Below are 18,044 nucleotides of genomic sequence, written 5' to 3'. Positions count from 1 at the left end.
CGTCATGCCGATGTCCGCCCGTGACTACACCTGGCTGTTCACCCCCAAAAGCTCCTTCGCCTACGAGGACTCCGGGCCGACCGGCGTGATCCACGTCGTGGACGGCGGGGAGCTGTCGCTGCCCACGGGGCGCGTGATCGCCTGCGACCCGTTCGTCTACCTGGGCACCGGGGACATCGAGCCGTTCACGGCGACGGTCGAGCCGGGGCGCTACCGCGTCGAGACCGCCGTGGCGACCCTCACCCACCCCGGCGAGGAGCCCTCCGGCACCCCGCACCGCCGGGTGGCCGCGGCGCGCCTCGTCATACGCGACGAACCGGCCGCCACCTGGGAACTCGCCCTGCTTCCCGACCAGGACCCCGCCGAGCTCGGCGAGGACGAGTTCTACGGCTACGGCGTCGACGCCGGCACCGGCTGCTTCTACGACGCGTCCGCCGACGGCGCCTTCCCGGACTGCGAGGGCGACGAGGGCCCGCTCTGGGACGCCTTCGAGGACAGCAAGTGGGCCCCGGGACCGCACCGGGTCACCTCCCCCGACGCCGGGCACGACCTGATCGCCTTCTCCTCCGGCTGGGGCGACGGCGCCTACCCCACCTGGATCGGCCGCGACGCCGCGGGCGAGATCACCTGCTTCCTCACGGACTTCTTCGTGGCCCCCGACCCGACCGGGACCTGAGCCGCGCAGGCCCCTGGGGATACCCGTTTTGGAGCCCCGTCCACCTTCGGGTAATGTTCTTCCTGCGCCGAGGGGAACAGGCCGAAAGGCCGGGCCCCAAGCGCACAAACTAGAACAAGATCCCCAGTCGGGGCTTGCGTTCCAGTGGCCTATGGTGTAATTGGCAGCACGACTGATTCTGGTTCAGTTAGTCTTGGTTCGAGTCCAGGTAGGCCAGCTCGCAGAGCTTATCTGCACCCGCGGATCACATCCGCAAGCCCCCGTTGTGTAGCGGCCTAGCACGCTGCCCTCTCAAGGCAGTAGCGCCGGTTCGAATCCGGTCGGGGGTACTGGTTCCGATCACTCGGAATCGCTAGGGCCCCCGTTGTGTAGCGGCCTAGCACGCCGCCCTCTCAAGGCGGTAGCGCCGGTTCGAATCCGGTCGGGGGTACGACTGGTCTAAACCATCATTGGTCTATGGTGTAATTGGCAGCACGACTGATTCTGGTTCAGTTAGTCTTGGTTCGAGTCCAGGTAGACCAGCTCGGACCTGCGGAAACGCAGAGTCCACGCCCCCGTTGTGTAGCGGCCTAGCACGCCGCCCTCTCAAGGCGGTAGCGCCGGTTCGAATCCGGTCGGGGGTACAGACGACGAAGGCCCCTCGCTCAGGCGAGGGGCCTTCGTCGTGTCCCAAGCCCGGTCGCCCCGAGGGGCGTTCGCTGCCCGGGAGACTCGCGCGGCGGGGCCCCGGAAAACACGGGGGGCGGTGTCCGGCCGCGGCGTTGAGGCCGGGACACCGCCCGAGAAGGTCGAGAAGAGGGCTCAGCCCGCGCGCCGCAGCGCCTCCGAGAGACGGGCGGCCGCGTCGATGACCGCCTGCGCGTGCATACGGCCGGGGTGGCGGGTCAGGCGCTCGATCGGTCCGGAGACCGAGACGGCGGCCACCACGCGGTTGGAGGGGCCCCGCACCGGCGCCGAGACCGAGGCGACGCCCGGCTCCCGCTCGCCGATGGACTGGGCCCACCCGCGCCGCCGTACGCCCGACAGGGCCGTCGCCGTGAAGCGGGCGCCCTGGAGCCCCCGGTGCAGCCGCTCCGGCTCCTCCCATGCCATCAGGATCTGCGCCGAGGAGCCGGCCTTCATCGTGAGTGTCGAGCCCACCGGCACGGTGTCCCGCAGTCCGGACAGCCGCTCGGCGGCCGCCACGCAGATGCGCATGTCCCCCTGGCGCCGGTAGAGCTGCGCGCTCTCGCCCGTCACGTCCCGCAGATGCGTGAGCACCGGGCCCGCCGTCGCCAGCAGGCGGTCCTCACCGGCCGCCGCGGCCAGTTCCGAAAGGCGCGGACCGAGGATGAACCGGCCCTGCATGTCCCGCGCCACCAGCCGGTGGTGTTCCAGAGCCACGGCCAGCCGGTGGGCTGTGGGTCGTGCCAGTCCGGTGGCCCCGACCAGACCCGCGAGGGTGGCCGGACCGGACTCCAGAGCGCTCAGGACAAGGGCCGCCTTGTCCAGAACGCCGACGCCGCTACTGTTGTCCATGAAACGATACTCCCGTCTCACTCTGTGAAACGCAAGTTCAATTTTCTCCGGAACGCGCCACCCTTGAAGCACACGGCGGTCCGCGCACGGCGGACCGGGTGCCGGACGCCCGTATGCACCGAGATCACGGCGCGGGCGTCGCTTCCTCAGGTTCTCTAGATGTGTCGGCGCGACCGTGGCCGGCCGGAGGGAAAGCGATGGGTAGGACACTCGCGGAGAAGGTCTGGGACGATCATGTCGTCCGGCGCGCCGAGGGCGAGCCCGACCTCCTCTACATCGATCTGCACCTGCTGCACGAGGTGACCAGCCCGCAGGCCTTCGACGGGCTGCGCAAGGGCGGCCGCCGGGTGCGCCGGCTCGACCTCACCATCGCCACCGAGGACCACAACACCCCGACGCTGGACATCGACAAGCCCATCGCCGACCCGGTCTCCCGCGCCCAGCTCGAGACGCTGCGCAAGAACTGCGCGGAGTTCGGCGTCCGGCTGCACCCGCTCGGCGACGTCGAGCAGGGCGTCGTCCACGTCGTGGGACCGCAGCTCGGCCTGACCCAGCCCGGCACCACGGTCGTCTGCGGCGACTCCCACACCTCCACGCACGGCGCGTTCGGTGCCCTGGCGTTCGGCATCGGCACCTCCCAGGTCGAGCACGTGCTGGCCACCCAGACGCTGCCGATGGCCCGCCCGAAGACCATGGCCATCACCGTCGAGGGCGAACTGCCCGACGGTGTCACCGCCAAGGACCTGATCCTCGCGATCATCGCCCGCATCGGCACCGGCGGCGGCCAGGGCTACGTCCTGGAGTACCGGGGCCCGGCCATCGAGAAGCTCTCGATGGAGGCGCGGATGACCATCTGCAACATGTCCATCGAGGCCGGTGCCCGCGCGGGCATGATCGCCCCCGACGAGACCACGTTCGCCTACCTCCAGGGCCGCCCGCACGCCCCCGAGGGCGCCGACTGGGACGCGGCGGTGGAGTACTGGAAGACCCTGCGCACCGACGACGACGCGGTCTTCGACGCCGAGGTCGTCATCGACGCCTCCGCGCTCTCGCCGTTCGTCACCTGGGGCACCAACCCCGGCCAGGGCGCACCGCTTTCGGCGTCCGTCCCCGACCCGGCTTCGTACGAAGACGCTTCGGAGCGGTACGCCGCCGAAAAGGCCCTGGAATACATGGGGTTGACCGCCGGGCAGCCGCTGCGCGACATCCGGGTCGACACCGTCTTCGTAGGCTCCTGCACCAACGGCCGCATCGAGGACCTGCGCTCCGTCGCCGAGATCCTGCGGGACCGCAAAGTCGCCGACGGCGTACGGATGCTGGTCGTCCCCGGCTCCGCGCGGGTCGGTCTCCAGGCCGTCTCCGAGGGCCTGGACGTGGTCTTCAAGGAGGCCGGTGCCGAATGGCGGTACGCGGGCTGCTCGATGTGCCTCGGCATGAACCCCGACCAGCTCGCGCCGGGGGAGCGCTCCGCATCCACCTCCAACCGCAACTTCGAGGGCCGGCAGGGCAAGGGCGGCCGTACGCACCTGGTCTCCCCGCAGGTCGCCGCCGCCACCGCCGTCCTCGGCCATCTGGCCTCGCCCGCCGACCTGTCCGACGCCACCGCGCCCGCCGGCGCCGGAGCCTGAGAACCGGAGCCCGATCACCATGGAAGCCTTCACCACCCACACCGGCCGGGCCGTACCGCTGCGCCGGAGCAACGTCGACACCGACCAGATCATCCCCGCGCACTGGCTCAAGAAGGTGACCCGGGACGGCTTCGAGGACGGCCTCTTCGAGGCGTGGCGCAAGGACCCCTCCTTCGTCCTCAACCGCCCCGAGCGGCAGGGCGCCACGGTCCTGGTCGCCGGTCCCGACTTCGGCACCGGTTCCTCCCGCGAGCACGCGGTCTGGGCACTGCAGAACTACGGCTTCAAGGCCGTGATCTCCGCCCGGTTCGCCGACATCTTCCGCGGCAACTCGCTGAAGAACGGGCTGCTCACGGTGGTGCTCGACCAGAAGGTCGTGGACGCGCTGTGGGAGCTGACCGAGAGCGACCCCGAGGCGGAGATCACCGTCGACCTCGAAGCCCGCGAGGTGCGCGCCGAGGGCGTCACCGCCTCCTTCGAACTGGACGAGAACTCCCGCTGGCGGCTGCTGAACGGCCTCGACGACATCTCCCTCACCCTGCGCGAGGAGGACGACATCGCGGCCTACGAGGCGCGGCGTCCCGCCTTCAAGCCCCGGACGCTGCGGGTCTGATCCGGGCCCGTCCGCAAGACGGGTTTCGGCCACCCCAACGTCCCCTCTGTACCCCCGATCACCACGATTGGGGGTACAGCCATGTCCGGGTCCTGACGGCTTCGGACCGGTCCCTCTCTCTACCCAACTCCCCTTTCTGCAGGCTTGGTTGCAGGTCAGGACGGCCGCCCGGAAGAGGTCCTCGAAGGGCTCTCGCGCGGCGCGCGGAGGCGGCAGTTGCCCCCTGCGCAGGCGACAACTCGCCCCAGATGGCACAATCTGTGCATGGAACACGACGGCCAACTCCAGCTCTATGCGGCAGTCGCGGACCAACTCAAACAAGCGCACACAACAGTGCGCGCACTGCAAGTCCCGGAGGGCGTACGGATGGCGCTGACCCGGAAGCTGCTGGTCATCACGGCCATGGCCAAACACGATCTCGCCGGTGCGGCAAGGCGGCTGGAGCGGTTCACCGAAGACCTCGACGCGGGCCGAGTGCCCGAAGAGGACAACTGAACTTCTCTGGAGAAACGCCGATTCCGTTGCGGCACAAGGGTGAGAAGCCCGTTTCGTGTTTGATTTGCGGTATATATCTGCCTAACGTGCGAAAAAGCTTGAACAGTTTCGTTCTGGCGATGTCTCCGAAGGGGAAGACGTGAACAAGGCGCAGCTCGTAGAAGCGATTGCCGACAAGATGGGGGGCCGCCAGCAGGCCGCCGATGCTGTCGACGCGGTCCTGGACGCCATCGTCCGCGCCGTCGTCGCGGGCGACCGGGTCTCGGTCACCGGCTTCGGGTCCTTCGAGAAGGTGGACCGCCCCGCCCGCTACGCCCGTAACCCGCAGACCGGCGAGCGGGTCCGGGTGAAGAAGACCTCGGTGCCGCGCTTCCGCGCCGGCCAGGGCTTCAAGGATCTGGTGAGCGGTTCGAAGAAGCTGCCGCGCGGTGGCGAGGTCTCCGTGAAGAAGGCGCCCAAGGGCAGCCTCACCGGCGGCGCTTCCGCGACGGTGAAGAAGGCCGCGGCCAAGAAGACCACCAAGGCCGCCGCCGCGAAGAAGACCGCCGCCAAGAAGGCCGCCCCGGCCAAGACGACGGCCGCCGCCAAGAAGACCACGGCGAAGAAGGCGCCCGCCAAGAAGTCGACGGCGACCGCCAAGACCGCCGCCGCGAAGAAGACCACCGCCAAGAAGGCCCCGGCGAAGAAGGTCACCGCGAAGAAGGCGCCCGCCAAGAAGTCGACGGCGCGCAAGACCGCCGCCAAGAAGGCCACCGCCCGCTAGGCGTCAGGTCCCCGCGGTCGGCCAGGACACCCGAGGGCGCTCAACACGCCGGGCCGGACTCCCACCGGGAGTCCGGCCCGCGGTGTGTCGGCAGGAAGCGGTGTGTCCGGGGAGGGCTCAGAACGTCTGGAGGGTCACCAGCGTGATCCGGCGCCCCCCGGACGCCCCTTCGGCGCCCTCCGCCTCGGTCTCGATCCGTACCCGCTGACCCGGCCGCAGCAGCCGCAGCCCGCCCGCGTCGAACGCCGCCGCGTCGAAGGGCAGCGGGGTGCCGTCGTCCAGCAGCACCTGTCCGCTGCGGGTTTCGGGGTCGTACGTGTAAGCGGTCGCCTGCATGACGGCAGCCTACTGGCCGGGCGTGGGCACCGCCGGGGGCCGCAGTGCCGCCGACGCGGCCGTGTACGGACCCACCCCGAGCGCCAGCGCCGCCCGCAGATCCGCGCCCGTGTCCACGTCCTGCCGTACCGAGTCCACGTCCGCGAGCAGCAGTTCCGCCGCTCCCGAGGCGCGGTGCCGGTCCCGGGAGGCGCCCCCGAAGCCGGGCTCCAGGCAGTGGCCGGGGGCCGCCGTGAGCAGCGTGGTGCCGATCCCGGCCGCGTCCGCGAGGAACGCCCGCGGAAAGACCGCCGCCGCCTCCAGGACCCGGGACAGCTCCGCCGGACGCAGCGCGGGCAGATCGGCGTTGAGGGCGGCGACGGCCGCACCGGGCCGCAGGGCGCGCACGGCGGCGGCGCCGTGCGCCAGGGCGGCGTTCAGACCCCCCTCCGGCACGTCGGGGACGATCCGGGCGCCCAGCGCCGCCAGTTCCCGGCCGGCCACCGCGTCATCCGTGACGACCGCCACACCCGTCACTCGCGTACACCGCAGTACCGCCGCCACCGTGTCCTGCGCGAACGCCAGAACCAGACCGGCCCGCACGCCGTCCGGAACGGCGGCCGCGAGCCTGCTCTTGGCCTGTGCCAAGGGTTTCAGGGGGATCACCAAGGTCCACTGCACCGGCGTACCGTCCCTCTCTCGTCGCGGTCATTGTCACCCGCGGAGCCGGGCGTCTTCCGTCCGGCCGGTTTTGGGGGAATGCTGTGAAGCCCCATCCGGGGGCGGTGCGTACTGACGTGCGGGCGTACGGTGTTCTCGACAGACCGGCGGCCTCAAGTGAAACTTGTGCGACCACCGGCCGAGATGACGGCCCTCAGAGGCCCTGGAGGAAGGTGTCCGCGTGTCCCGCCGCAGAATCGGCTTCTGGTACCGCTTCGCCGCGGTGATCTGCAAACCGCCGCTGGCGGTTCTGATCAAGCGTGACTGGCGCGGAATGGAGCACATTCCGGCCGAGGGCGGATTTATCACCGCGGTGAACCACAATTCACACGTCGACCCCTTCGCGTACGCGCACTATCAGTACAACACCGGCCGGGTTCCGCGATTCCTCGCGAAGAGCGGCCTTTTCAAGAAGGGATTCGTGGGCGCCGCGATGCGCGGCACCGGACAGATCCCGGTTTACCGCGAGAGCACCGACGCGCTGAGCGCGTTCCGCGCCGCCATCGACGCCGTGGAGCGCGGCGAGTGCGTCGCCTTCTACCCCGAGGGCACCCTCACCCGTGACCCCGACGGCTGGCCCATGACCGCCAAGACCGGAGCGGCCCGCGTGGCCCTCCAGACCAAGTGCCCGGTCATCCCCGTCGCGCAGTGGGGCTGCAACGAACTCCTGCCGCCCTACGCGAAGAAGCCCCATCTCTTCCCGCGCAAGACCCACCACGTCCTCGCCGGACCGCCCGTCGACCTCTCCCGGTTCTACGACCGCGAGATGACCGCCGAGGTGCTCAAGGAGGCGACCGAGGTCATCATGGCCGCCATCACCCGGCAGCTCGAGGAGATCCGCGGCGAGAAGGCGCCCGCCACCCCCTACGACCCGCGCCGCGAGCGGATCGAGCAGCGCCGCAGGACCCGCGCCCAGTCCGGCCCGGAGGGCCCGGCCGTCAAGGAGCCCGCTCCCGCCGAGACCGCCGGCACCGAAGGGGGGAGCGCCAAGTGAGCGCACCCGTCCGCGCCGCCGTCATGGGCACCGGATCGTGGGGCACCGCCTTCGCGATGGTGCTCGCCGACGCGGGCTGCGAGGTGACCCTGTGGGCCCGCCGCCCGGAGGTGGCCGAGGTGGTCAACTCCACGCGCACAAACCCCGACTACCTGCCCGGTGTCGAACTCCCGGACAACCTGCGCGCCACCTCGGACGCCGCCGAGGCCCTGCGGGACGCGGACTTCACCGTCCTGACGATCCCCTCCCAGACGCTGCGCGCCAACCTCGCCGAGTGGGCCCCGCTGCTCGCCCCGCACACGGTCGTCGTCTCCCTGATGAAGGGCATCGAACTCGGCTCCGCCATGCGGATGAGCGAGGTCGTCGAGGACGTCGCGAAGATCCCGGCCGAGCGCGTCGCCGTGGTCACCGGGCCCAACCTCGCCCGTGAGGTGGCCGCGCGGATGCCGGCCGCCGCCGTGGTCGCCTGCACCGACGAGTCCGTGGCCCGGCGGCTCCAGGCGGCCTGCCACACGCCGTACTTCCGGCCGTACACCAACACCGACGTGGCCGGCTGCGAGCTCGGCGGCGCGGTCAAGAACGTGATCGGGCTCGCGGTCGGCATCGCCGACGGCATGGGGCTCGGCGACAACGCCAAGGGTTCGCTCATCACGCGCGGCCTCGCGGAGACCACCCGGCTCGGCATGGCGCTCGGCGCCGACCCGCTCACCTTCTCCGGCCTCGCCGGACTCGGTGACCTCGTCGCCACCTGCTCCTCACCGCTCTCGCGCAACCACACCTTCGGCACCAACCTCGGCAAGGGCATGACGCTCGCGGAGACCATCGCGGTCACCAAGCAGACCGCCGAGGGCGTCAAGTCCTGCGAGTCCGTGCTCGATCTGGCCCGCAGGCACAGTGTCGACATGCCCATCACCGAGACGGTGGTGGACATCGTGCACGAGGGCAAGCCGCCGGTGGTCGCCCTCAAGGAGCTGATGTCGCGCAGCGCGAAGCCCGAACGACACTGAGCGACACGGCACCCGCAAGCGCCCCGGTCAGCGCTGTCGCCACGGTGTACTAACGGGTACTCTCATCGCGATATGAGCACCGAGAACCTCCCCCAGAGCCCCGAGCAGAAGCCGTCGCGCAAGCCGCGTGTGGCCGTCGTCTTCGGCGGCCGCAGCTCCGAACACGGGATCTCCACGGTCACCGCCGGCGCCGTCCTCGGTGCCGTCGACCGGACCAAGTACGACGTCCTGCCGATCGGCATCACCCGGGACGGCCGCTGGGTGCTGACGGCCGACGAGCCCGAGCGCATGGCCATCGCCGAGCGCCGCACCCCCGAGGTCGCGGACGTGGCCGAGCCGGGCGAGGGCGGCGTGGTGCTCCCCGTCGACCCGGCCAGCCGCGAGGTCGTCTACAGCGAGCCCGGCGCGGTGCCCAAGGCGCTCGGCGAGGTCGACGTGGTCTTCCCGGTGCTGCACGGCCCCTACGGCGAGGACGGCACCCTGCAGGGACTCCTGGAGCTGTCCGGTGTGCCGTACGTCGGCTGCGGTGTGCTCGCCTCGGCCGTCGGCCAGGACAAGGAGTACATGAAGCGGGTGTTCACCTCCTTCGGGCTCAAGGTCGGCCCGTACGTGGTGATCCGGCCCCGCGAGTGGGAGCGGGACGAGTCCGCCGCCCGCAAGAAGATCGTTGACTTCGCCGGTGAGCACGGCTGGCCGCTGTTCGTGAAGCCCGCCCGCGCGGGCTCCTCCATCGGCATCACCAAGGTGGACGGTCTCTCCGGTCTGGACGAGGCGATCGCCGAGGCCCAGCGGCACGACCCGAAGATCATCGTGGAGGCCGCGCTGAGCGGCCGCGAGATCGAGTGCGGTGTCCTGGAGTTCGAGGACGGCCCGCGCGCCTCCGTCCCGGCGGAGATCCCGCCGCCGAGCGCGCACGCGTACTACGACTTCGACGCCAAGTACATCGACTCCACCCCCGGTGTCGTCCCGGCCGCGCTCACCGCCGAGGAGACCGCCGAGGTCCAGCGGCTCGCGGTGGAGGCGTTCGAGGCGGCGGCCTGCGAGGGGCTCGTGCGCGCGGACTTCTTCCTCACCGACGGCGGCGAGTTCGTCATCAACGAGATCAACACCCTGCCCGGGTTCACGCCGATCTCGATGTACCCCAAGATGTGGGAGGCGTCCGGCATCTCCTACCCGGAGCTGGTGGACCGCCTGATCCAGGCGGCGCTGCGGCGCTCGACCGGGCTCCGCTAGGGCCTGTCTGACGATTCTCGTCTGCCGGGCGACGACGGGAATTGTCAGACAGGCCCTGGTCACCGGCTCAGTGCCGCATGGAGGCGATCCCCTTGGGGATCGCCTTCTTCACGGCCGGGGCCAGGGCGGACAGCGCGGGGGAGGCGTCGTCCGGGCCCGCGAGACCCCGCAGGGTCAGCTCCACGTACGCACGCCGGTTGGCGGTGGTGAAGCGCCAGACGCCGTCGCCCTGCTTCTCCATGAGCCAGTCCACTCCGTCGACCCCGCCCGGGATCGCGTCGGGGTCGTCTCCCGTGGCCACCTTCGGGTCGATCATCTTGGGCGGCCGGACCACCCCGCAGCGCAGTATGATCGCCGAGCCTCCCCAGCCCGCCGTGTACACGGACCGGGGACCGGGGTCGCTACGGCGCTTGCCGTCCACCGCCTCGGGCAGCACCTCGTGCAGCTTCCGGCACAGGGGGGCGGTGCGCGCGTCGGGGCGGGGAGCCTCGACCGAACCGCCGTCGTGCGCCGGGGAGCAGCCCGCGACCGCGATCAGCAGCGCGGGCGCGAGCAGGCCGAGGGGCCGGTGACGGAAGAAGTTCACCGGCCAAGGGTAGACGGGGGCTACAGATGGACGACCGGGCAGGTCAGTGTGCGCGTGATGCCGTCCACTTGCTGGACCTTCGCGACCACCATCCGACCCAGCTCGTCGACGGTGTCGGCCTGCGCGCGCACGATGACGTCGTAGGGCCCGGTGACGTCCTCGGCCCGGATCACTCCGGGAATCTTGCCGATCGTCTCGGCGACGGTCGACGCCTTGCCGACCTCCGTCTGGATCAGGATGTACGCCTGTACCACGGAACCTCCAGGGTGCGGCCACGAGGATCATGTGGGGGAAAGGAACGCCACGGTATCGCGTCGCCGGTCCCCGCGGGGAGACCTCCGCGACCGGGTCCGCGTGCCGGGGTGCGAGCGGGACGAAAGTTGACGGCCGGCGTCCCCGGGAAGGCCGCTCCGGCCGTATCGGGGACACTGAAGACGCGACCGGGCACGGACAGGCAGAGAAGGGGCTTGACGCCATGAAGGGCACAGTGGGTGAGCTCGGCGAGTTCGGGCTCATCCGGGAGCTGACCTCCCGTCTCACCACCACCCCGGCGGTCCGGGTCGGCCCCGGTGACGACGCCGCGGTGGTCGCCGCTCCGGACCGCCGGGTGGTGGCGAGCACCGACATCCTGCTGGAGGGCCGGCACTTCCGCCGCGACTGGTCCACCGCCTACGACGTGGGCCGCAAGGCCGCCGCGCAGAACCTGGCGGACATCGCCGCGATGGGCGCCGTGCCGACCGCGCTGCTGCTCGGCCTGGTCGTCCCGGCCGAACTGCCGGTCACCTGGCCCAGCGAGCTGATGGACGGCCTGCGCGACGAGTGCCGGGTCGCCGGTGCCTCGGTGGTCGGCGGGGACGTCGTCCGCGGGGACACGATCACGGTGTCGATCACCGCGCTCGGCGATCTGCGAAACCAGGAGCCGGTCACCCGCGCGGGCGCGCAGCCCGGCGACATGGTGGCCGTCACCGGCTGGCTCGGCTGGTCCGCCGCCGGGTTCGCGGTACTCTCCCGGGGCTTCCGCTCGCCGCGCGCCTTCGTGGAGGCCCACCGCCGCCCCGAGCCGCCGTACCACGCGGGTCCGGCCGCCGCCGCGCTCGGCGCCACCGCGATGTGCGACGTGAGCGACGGGCTGATCGCGGACCTCGGGCACATCGCCGAGGCCAGCAAGGTGCGCATCGACATCCGCTCCGGCGCGATCGACATCCCCACCCAGATGAACGACATCGGGCAGGCCGTCGGCGTGGACCCGCTCCAGTGGGTGCTGACCGGGGGAGAGGACCACGCGATCGTGGCCACCTTCCCGCCGGACGCCAAGCTGCCCGCCCGCTGGAAGATCATCGGTGAGGTCCTCAACCCCTCGGCGCTGCCCCAGGTGACCGTGGACGGCGCGCCCTGGACGAACAAGGGCGGCTGGGACCACTTCGGAGACGTGGAGTCGTGAGCGGGTCCCGGGTGCCGCCGCGCGTCCTGACCGTGGCGGGTTCGGACTCCGGCGGAGGCGCCGGTATCCAGGCCGATCTGAAGACGATGCTGGCCCTCGGCGTGCACGGCATGAGCGTGATCACGGCCGTGACGGCCCAGAACTCGCTCGGTGTGCGGGGCGCCTGGGAACTGCCCGTGGAGGCGGTGCGGGCGCAGTACCGCAGCGTGGTCGACGACATCGGCGTCCAGGCCGTGAAGACCGGGATGCTGGCCTCGGCGGAACTGGTCGAGGCGGTGGCGGAGTTGATCTCAGGCACGGACGCGCCCGCCGTGGTGGACCCGGTGGGCGTCTCCAAGCACGGCGACCCGCTGCTGGCCGACTCCGCCCTGGACTCCGTGCGCACCAGGCTGCTGCCGGTGGCCACCGTGGCCACCCCGAACCTGGATGAAGTGGCGCAACTCACAGGGATTCGAGCCGAGTCGGAGGGCGATCTGCGCCGGGCGGCCGGCGCGGTCCTGGCGTTCGGGCCGCGCTGGGTGCTGATCAAGGGCGGTCATCTGGCCGGGGACGCCGTTGATCTGCTCACGGACGGCTCCGAGGAGTACTGGCTGCGTGCTCCGCGTCACGACAACCGGCACACCCACGGCACGGGCTGCACACTCGCCTCGGCGCTCGCCTCCGGGCTGGCCAAGGGCCTCTCCGTGCCGCAGGCGGCCACGGAGGCCAAGGCGTACGTCACCGGGGCCATCGAGGCGGGGTTCGCGCTGGGCGCGGGCATCGGGCCGGTCGACCACGGCTGGCGCTTCCGGAACTGAGAAGGCCCGGGGCCGAGGGCTCCGGGCCTGAGACCGTCCTTGGGACAGTCTTACGCGCGCCGTCAGGGCAACGCGAAGAGCCGGCCCACGCGAAGGTGGACCGGCTCGACGCAGCAACCGACTATGGCCGCGCGCTTAGCAATTCGTCAGCGCGAGACCTTGCCGGCCTTGATGCACGAGGTGCAAGCGTTCACGCGCTTCGGCGTCCCGCCGACCACGGTACGGACGCGCTGGATGTTCGGGTTCCAGCGACGAGGCGTACGGCGGTGCGAGTGCGAGATGTTGTTGCCGAAGCCCGGCCCCTTGCCGCAGACGTCGCAGTTGGCAGCCACGGGTCACTCCAAAGACTTCAGATGCACTTACGGTTGATCCCGGCAGGCCGGGATCGAGACCCGGAGGTCCGAGATCTTGAGTGGCGTTGCCAGGGGGAATGGCCCGACCGGGATCGGGCAACCGGAGCAGCATACATCGGCTGCTTCCGTACAACGAAACTACCACGGTCACGGGGCAGGTCCGCTCCCGGCCCTGCTCCGGCGGACCCGGCCACGGGGTCTACGCTGCGAGCCACGGCCGGCCAGTCAGGGAGGCGCAGGTGGCGCAGGTGCCGCTGACATTCCTCGATGCTCTCGCGGTGCGCACCTGGTGCGGTGAGGCGCTGCGGGCGCTCGGACGCGCGCGCGAGGAGATCGACGCGATCAACGTCTATCCCGTCGCCGACGGGGACACGGGCACCAACCTCTACCTGACCATGGAGTCGGCCGCCGCCGCCGTGGAGGCGGTCTTCGCCGGATACGAGACCGGCACCGGGCGCCCCTCGCTCGCGGACGCCGTGCGCGCGATGGCCCACGGCGCGCTCATCGGGGCGCGCGGCAACTCCGGCACGATCCTGGCGCAGCTCCTGCGCGGGATGTCCCAGGTGCTCGCGGGGAGCGACGGTGGCGCCCGTCACACCGACGGGGTCCGGCTGCGGCTGGCCCTGCGGCACGCCGCCGACTCGGCCCGGGAGGCGGTGGCCCACCCGGTCGAGGGCACGGTGCTGACGGTGGCCTCGGCGGCCGCCCGCGCCGCGGAGACGGCCGGTGAGGACTGCGGGGCCGTCGCGCGGGCCGCCCACGAGGGCGCGCGGACCGCCCTGGCCGAGACCCCCGGACAGCTCGCGGTGCTGGGCCGCGCCGGGGTCGTGGACGCGGGCGGACGGGGCCTGGTCGCGGTGCTCGGGGCGCTGGTGGAGGCGGTCACGGGGGAGACGGTCGAGGACACGGCCGTCGCCGTGGGGGAAAGAGCCGTGGCCGTCGAGGGGGACGCCGTCGCGCCCGCCCCCGCCCCGGTCGAGGCGTGCCCCGAGAGCGCGGAGCTCGGCGGCCCCGCCTACGAGGTCGTCTACCTGCTGGAGGCCGGTGACGCGGCCGTGGCGCGGCTGCGCGGGCGCCTGGACGCCCTCGGTGACTCCCTCGTGGTGGTCGGCGGCGACGGGCTGTGGAACGTCCATGTGCACGTCGACGACGCCGGAGCCGCGGTGGAGGCGGGCGTGGAGGCCGGGCGGCCGTACCGGATCAGGATCACCCACTTCGCGGCCGGGGACGTCCACACCGGCGGCGAGCCGCCCGCGCGCGAGCGCGTCCAGCGGGCCGTCGTGGCCGTCGTGCCGGGGGAGGGGCTCGCGGGGCTGTACGCCGAGGCCGGGGCCACCACCGTGCTCGCCCGGCCCGGGGAGCCGCCCGCGAGCGGGGAACTGGCCGAGGCGCTGCGGCGCGCGCACGCCCGCGAGGTGGTGCTGCTGCCCAACGACGCCGAACTGCGTCACACCGCCGCCGCGGCGGCCGAGCAGGCCCGCGCCGAGGGTATCCGGGTGGCTCTCATCCCGACCCGCTCGGCGGTGCAGGGCATCGCCGCGCTCGCCGTGCACGAGCCCGGGCGCCGCTTCGACGAGGACGTGGTCCAGATGACCTCGGCGGCCGGCGCCACCCGGCACGCCGAGGTCGTCGTCGCCGAGCACCAGTCCTGGACCACGGCCGGAATCTGCCAGGCCGGGGACGTGCTCGGCCTGATCGACGGCGACGTGGCGGTCATCGGACCCGACCTCACGGCCACCGCCGAGACCGTTCTGGACCGGATGCTCCAGGCGGGCGGCGAGCTGGTCACCCTGGTCGTGGGCGACGAGACCCCCGAGGAGGTCGCCGACCGCCTGGAGTCCCGGGTGCGCGACGCCTACCTGGCCGTGGACACGGTGGTGTACCGGGGCGGCAGGCAGGGGGCGCTGCTGCTGATCGGCGTGGAGTAGGGCGCCGGGCGGCCGGGAAGCGAGCGCGCCTCAGGCTTCCTCGGGCGGCTCGGGCAGGTGGTCGAGCAGACGCGCGGCCTCCGTGCGGCGGGCGTGGGCGACCTCGTCCGTGTCGTCGGCGTCGGCGTAGAGCGCGAGGACGGTACGAGCGCGAGCCAGAGCGCCCTCCTGTTGGCCCAGGTCGAACTCAACTCGCCCGGCGGCCAGTTCGGCGCTCGTGCGGCTGTGGAGGCCGTCGGACCCGAGGGTGCCGAAGACCGTCGCCGCCCGCTCCATCTGCTCCAGTGCCCGGGTCAACGCGGCCCGCATCGCTTCCTCTTCGGACGCCTCGCCGGCCAGGCGGATCAGCAGGTCGCCGAACTGGCGGTGGGTGTGGCCGAGTTCGTCGGTGAGTTCGGTGTGCGCCATGGGGTCGGCCGCGTCCTCCCGTGCCTCGCCGCACTCGCGCACCGCCTGGGCCATCAGCCGCCGCGCGTCCTCGGCCCCGTCCTCCTGGCCGGCCGCCAGCCACGCGCGGGCGCGCAGCGAGCGGACCAGGAAGCGGACGTTGCCCAACTGCCGCCACAGCTCGGCGGCTTGCGCATAGGCGCGGTCCGCCTCGGCCGGGAGGCCCGCGTGACCCAGGGACTCGCCCGCCAGGTGCGCCAGCGTGGCGTGGTCCTGCTGCTCGGGCCAGTGCCGGGCGATCTCGGCGGCGAGCAGCCGCTGTTCGGCGGCGTCCCGGTGCTCGCCCAGCTCGCTCAGACAGTCCCCGAGCCACCAGCGGGTCTGCACCACCGTGCCGTCCCCGTGCCGCTCCACCGACAGCTCCGCGAGCGCCGACTCCAGCACCTCGGCCGCCTCCGCCCAGCGGCCCCGGCGCAGCAGGGCACCGCCCAGCAGATGCCGGGCCCAGGCGCCGAGCGTGCCGCTCTCGCCCGCCTCGTCCGCCCAGTGCGCGGCGTCCAGCGCCTGAGCGGCCGCCTCCTCGGCGTCGCCCCGGCCGCCGGTCACCTCCGCCAACTGGAGATGCAGCTGCGCCCGCGCGACCGGTTCGAGGTACGGCCCGCCGTGCGCGAGGGCGCCCCGCAGCGCCTCCTCGGTCTCCTCCGTCCGCCCGAGCCGGTGCGCCAGCGCCGCGACCCGCACGTCGTACTCCGGCGTGAACCAGGGCAGCCCGGCGGCCACGAACTCCTCGGTGGCCCGCCGGAACAGCGTCACCGCCTGCTCCAGATCACCGCTCAGCTCGGCCAGCTCGGCCAGCATCGCGTGCACCTCGGCGGCCCGCGCCGCCAGCCGCACGTCGTCAACGGTGCGCCCGTCGACCAGCGCCAGGATCTCCCGCACGAGCCGCACGACGGCCTCCGCCGCCTCCGGATCGGGCTCCGCCGCCCGCCCGTCCCCGGGGACGTCCCCGAGCACGGCCGCTCCGCCGTGCACCGCGCGCATCAGCACCCGGGCCCGGCTCATCAGCACCGCCGCCGTCTGCCGGAGCCCGGTGGCGTCCTCGGCGTACAGCGCCAGCGCCCGGTCGTACAGCTCCCCGGTCGCGGCCAGGGCCGGCGCCATGTCGCCGGTGAGGGCACGGATGTACGCGGCCCGGCCCCGGGCGGCCAGTGCCTCGCCGGGGTCGCCCGCCTCCAGGTACAGCTCGGCGGCCCGCTCGAAGAGCGCGACGCCCTCCGGGCCCCGGTCCATCGCCTCGTGGTCCGCGATCTCCGCCCGGTCGCGGGCGTCCAGCTCCACGCCCTCGGCGGCCCGTGCCACCGCCGCCCACGCCTCGGTCGCGTGCGGACGCAGCCCGTCCGACAGGCGCCGCGCCTCCGCGAGCAGCGCGGGCAGCCCCGCCCGGTCCGGCTCGGCGGACACCCCGAGCGGCGCGGCCACCGGCGCCGTGGCGGCCCGTACCGTCCGCACGCCCAGCGGCAGCCGCTCCACCAGCGGCTCCTGCGCCATCCGCGCCCGCGCCCGGTCGCCCACGTACGAGGTGCCGTTGCGGGCGTCGAAACGCCCGGCCAGCTCCAGCGCCTCCGCCCGGGCCCACCCGGCCAGCTCCCGCGCGGTCCAGCCCCGCCCGGCCGGCCCCGGCACCTGACGCTCGCTGAGACCGAGCCAGGTCAGCCGGTCCATCAGCAGCGCCACCACCGACAGGAAGTCCAGAAGGCTGCGCGGATGCCCGGTGTCCGTGAAGTACGCGGGCCGCTGCGCGAGCAGCTCCAGACCGCGCGCCTCGTTGCCGGTCAGCGCGCAGAACTCCACATGGTCCGCGTAGGCGTTCCGCATACTCTCCATCGGCCGCACCAGCCGGAAACCCCGCAGATGGTGGGCGCGCGCCTCGTCCAGGCGGCCCAGCCGCAGCAGCGGGAGCAGCGAGGAGCCCAGCACCTGGTGCGGCTCGTGCGCACAACTGAACTCGCCGTCCAGGACCGGACCCCACAGCTCCAACGCCTCCGCGTCCCGGCCCAGTTCGGCCTGCCACACCCCCTGCCCGTGCAGCTCGCAGGCATGGCAGTCCGCCATCGAGTCCCGGTCCGCCGCCAGCCACGCGGCGTACGCCCGCTCCGCCCGAGCCCGGTCCCCGACATGCGCGGCCACGCTGAACTCCGCGCTGCGCACCGCCCGTTCGGAATGACCCGCGATCCGGTACCGCTCCTCCATCTCGCGCAGCCACGTCTCGACCGAGGCCAGCGGGATGTGCGGCTGGCCCAGCATCCCCGCCGACATCCACTTGAACACCCAGTGCAGCGAGTGCGCCTCGTACGCGTCGAAGTCCTCGGGGCGTTCGTCCCACATCCGCAGCAGCCGTGCGAAGGGCACGAACATGCGGTCCTTCTCGGAGCTGTAGTTGTAGACGTTCAACTGGTGCCCCAGCGCCTCGATCACCGCGAGCGGAATGCCCAGCTTCTCGGCCTCGGTGAGCAGTTCCTCCGCACGCGCGTTGCGCGCCGGACCCTCGGGCCGCTCGGCGTTCTCCGCCATGGCCCGGCGCAGCGCGTCG

18 protein-coding genes and 5 tRNA genes are annotated in these 18,044 nt (G+C 72.4%); 16 read left to right on the top strand and 7 right to left on the bottom strand.

The window, feature by feature from the left end; genetic code table 11:
* Positions 1–4: 4 nt before the first annotated feature.
* From ACWEEU_RS24840 to ACWEEU_RS24815, 6 genes are all read left to right on the top strand, one after another.
* Positions 5–676, top strand: coding sequence for a DUF4241 domain-containing protein (locus ACWEEU_RS24840; protein WP_451735017.1), 672 nt, complete (start codon positions 5–7; stop codon positions 674–676).
* 145 nt (positions 677–821) lie between these two features.
* Positions 822–893: transfer RNA gene (locus ACWEEU_RS24835), tRNA-Gln, on the top strand.
* 39 nt (positions 894–932) lie between these two features.
* Positions 933–1,005: transfer RNA gene (locus ACWEEU_RS24830), tRNA-Glu, on the top strand.
* A gap of 28 nt (positions 1,006–1,033) precedes the next feature.
* Positions 1,034–1,106 (top strand) — tRNA-Glu (locus tag ACWEEU_RS24825).
* A 20-nt stretch (positions 1,107–1,126) separates the two neighbouring features.
* Positions 1,127–1,198 (top strand) — tRNA-Gln (locus tag ACWEEU_RS24820).
* Positions 1,199–1,226: 28 nt separating this feature from the next.
* Positions 1,227–1,299, top strand: a tRNA-Glu gene (locus tag ACWEEU_RS24815).
* A gap of 178 nt (positions 1,300–1,477) precedes the next feature.
* Here ACWEEU_RS24815 and ndgR read toward each other — a convergent pair.
* A complete protein-coding gene (gene ndgR / locus ACWEEU_RS24810) occupies positions 1,478–2,194 on the bottom strand; it encodes an IclR family transcriptional regulator NdgR (RefSeq protein WP_161181508.1) in 717 nt (238 codons plus the stop codon).
* A 197-nt stretch (positions 2,195–2,391) separates the two neighbouring features.
* Between ndgR and leuC the strand changes: the two genes are divergently transcribed.
* From leuC to ACWEEU_RS24790, 4 genes are all read left to right on the top strand, one after another.
* A complete protein-coding gene (leuC, locus tag ACWEEU_RS24805) occupies positions 2,392–3,822 on the top strand; it encodes a 3-isopropylmalate dehydratase large subunit (protein ID WP_385750921.1) in 1,431 nt (476 codons plus the stop codon).
* 19 nt (positions 3,823–3,841) lie between these two features.
* Entirely contained in the window at positions 3,842–4,435 is a 594-nt protein-coding gene (leuD, locus tag ACWEEU_RS24800) for a 3-isopropylmalate dehydratase small subunit (protein ID WP_451735014.1), read from the top strand.
* Positions 4,436–4,699: 264 nt separating this feature from the next.
* Positions 4,700–4,930 carry an SCO5555 family protein gene (locus tag ACWEEU_RS24795; RefSeq protein ID WP_199585371.1) on the top strand — a complete coding sequence of 77 codons (231 nt, stop codon included), beginning with the start codon at positions 4,700–4,702 and terminating at the stop codon, positions 4,928–4,930.
* Between the two features lie 139 nt (positions 4,931–5,069).
* Positions 5,070–5,693 (top strand): HU family DNA-binding protein, encoded by a 624-nt coding sequence (locus ACWEEU_RS24790; protein WP_451735012.1) that lies wholly within the window; start codon positions 5,070–5,072, stop codon positions 5,691–5,693.
* A 117-nt stretch (positions 5,694–5,810) separates the two neighbouring features.
* Here ACWEEU_RS24790 and ACWEEU_RS24785 read toward each other — a convergent pair whose 3' ends face one another.
* Positions 5,811–6,029: a hypothetical protein gene (locus ACWEEU_RS24785; RefSeq protein WP_451735010.1), complete on the bottom strand. Its 219-nt coding sequence runs from the start codon at positions 6,027–6,029 to the stop codon at positions 5,811–5,813.
* A 9-nt stretch (positions 6,030–6,038) separates the two neighbouring features.
* Complete coding sequence (gene cofC / locus ACWEEU_RS24780) at positions 6,039–6,689, bottom strand: 2-phospho-L-lactate guanylyltransferase (RefSeq protein ID WP_451735008.1); 651 nt, start codon at positions 6,687–6,689, stop codon at positions 6,039–6,041.
* 220 nt (positions 6,690–6,909) lie between these two features.
* Between cofC and ACWEEU_RS24775 the strand changes: the two genes are divergently transcribed.
* From ACWEEU_RS24775 to ACWEEU_RS24765, 3 genes are all read left to right on the top strand, one after another.
* On the top strand, positions 6,910–7,722 hold the full coding sequence (locus tag ACWEEU_RS24775; RefSeq protein ID WP_385750932.1) for a lysophospholipid acyltransferase family protein: 813 nt from the start codon (positions 6,910–6,912) through the stop codon (positions 7,720–7,722).
* Positions 7,719–8,729, top strand: coding sequence for an NAD(P)H-dependent glycerol-3-phosphate dehydrogenase (locus ACWEEU_RS24770; protein WP_451735006.1), 1,011 nt, complete (start codon positions 7,719–7,721; stop codon positions 8,727–8,729). The genes ACWEEU_RS24775 and ACWEEU_RS24770 overlap by 4 nt, the downstream gene beginning before the upstream one ends.
* A gap of 72 nt (positions 8,730–8,801) precedes the next feature.
* Positions 8,802–9,962, top strand: a complete 1,161-nt coding sequence (locus ACWEEU_RS24765) for a D-alanine--D-alanine ligase family protein (protein ID WP_385750937.1) — start codon at positions 8,802–8,804, stop codon at positions 9,960–9,962.
* A gap of 67 nt (positions 9,963–10,029) precedes the next feature.
* On the opposite strand, the gene ACWEEU_RS24760 is transcribed toward ACWEEU_RS24765, so the two are convergent.
* Positions 10,030–10,548 carry a DUF3515 domain-containing protein gene (locus tag ACWEEU_RS24760; protein ID WP_451735004.1) on the bottom strand — a complete coding sequence of 173 codons (519 nt, stop codon included), beginning with the start codon at positions 10,546–10,548 and terminating at the stop codon, positions 10,030–10,032.
* Positions 10,549–10,568: 20 nt separating this feature from the next.
* The gene (locus ACWEEU_RS24755) at positions 10,569–10,802 is read right to left on the bottom strand and encodes an Lrp/AsnC ligand binding domain-containing protein (protein WP_161181519.1); all 234 of its coding nucleotides are present in this window, start codon (positions 10,800–10,802) and stop codon (positions 10,569–10,571) included.
* A 221-nt stretch (positions 10,803–11,023) separates the two neighbouring features.
* On the opposite strand from ACWEEU_RS24755, the gene ACWEEU_RS24750 reads away from it, so the two are divergent.
* Together ACWEEU_RS24750 and thiD are read left to right on the top strand one after the other, a co-directional pair.
* Positions 11,024–11,989, top strand: a complete 966-nt coding sequence (locus tag ACWEEU_RS24750; RefSeq protein WP_385749370.1) for a thiamine-phosphate kinase — start codon at positions 11,024–11,026, stop codon at positions 11,987–11,989.
* 11 nt (positions 11,990–12,000) lie between these two features.
* Positions 12,001–12,786: a bifunctional hydroxymethylpyrimidine kinase/phosphomethylpyrimidine kinase gene (thiD, locus tag ACWEEU_RS24745; protein WP_385749377.1), complete on the top strand. Its 786-nt coding sequence runs from the start codon at positions 12,001–12,003 to the stop codon at positions 12,784–12,786.
* Between the two features lie 146 nt (positions 12,787–12,932).
* Here thiD and rpmB read toward each other — a convergent pair whose 3' ends face one another.
* Positions 12,933–13,118, bottom strand: coding sequence for a 50S ribosomal protein L28 (rpmB, locus tag ACWEEU_RS24740; RefSeq protein ID WP_004924906.1), 186 nt, complete (start codon positions 13,116–13,118; stop codon positions 12,933–12,935).
* 260 nt (positions 13,119–13,378) lie between these two features.
* Here rpmB and ACWEEU_RS24735 point away from each other — a divergent pair, with 260 nt between their 5' ends.
* Positions 13,379–15,067, top strand: coding sequence for a DAK2 domain-containing protein (locus ACWEEU_RS24735; protein WP_451735002.1), 1,689 nt, complete (start codon positions 13,379–13,381; stop codon positions 15,065–15,067).
* 30 nt (positions 15,068–15,097) lie between these two features.
* Here the strand turns inward: ACWEEU_RS24735 and ACWEEU_RS24730 are convergent, their stop codons facing one another.
* On the bottom strand, positions 15,098–18,025 hold the full coding sequence (locus ACWEEU_RS24730; RefSeq protein WP_451735037.1) for a tetratricopeptide repeat protein: 2,928 nt from the start codon (positions 18,023–18,025) through the stop codon (positions 15,098–15,100).
* Between the last annotated feature and the right edge of the window lie 19 nt (positions 18,026–18,044).

The organism is Streptomyces sp. NPDC005004 (genome assembly GCF_053600675.1).
Note: the sequence above shows the minus strand (reverse complement) of the source record. Positions and strands in the feature narration are given on the sequence as shown.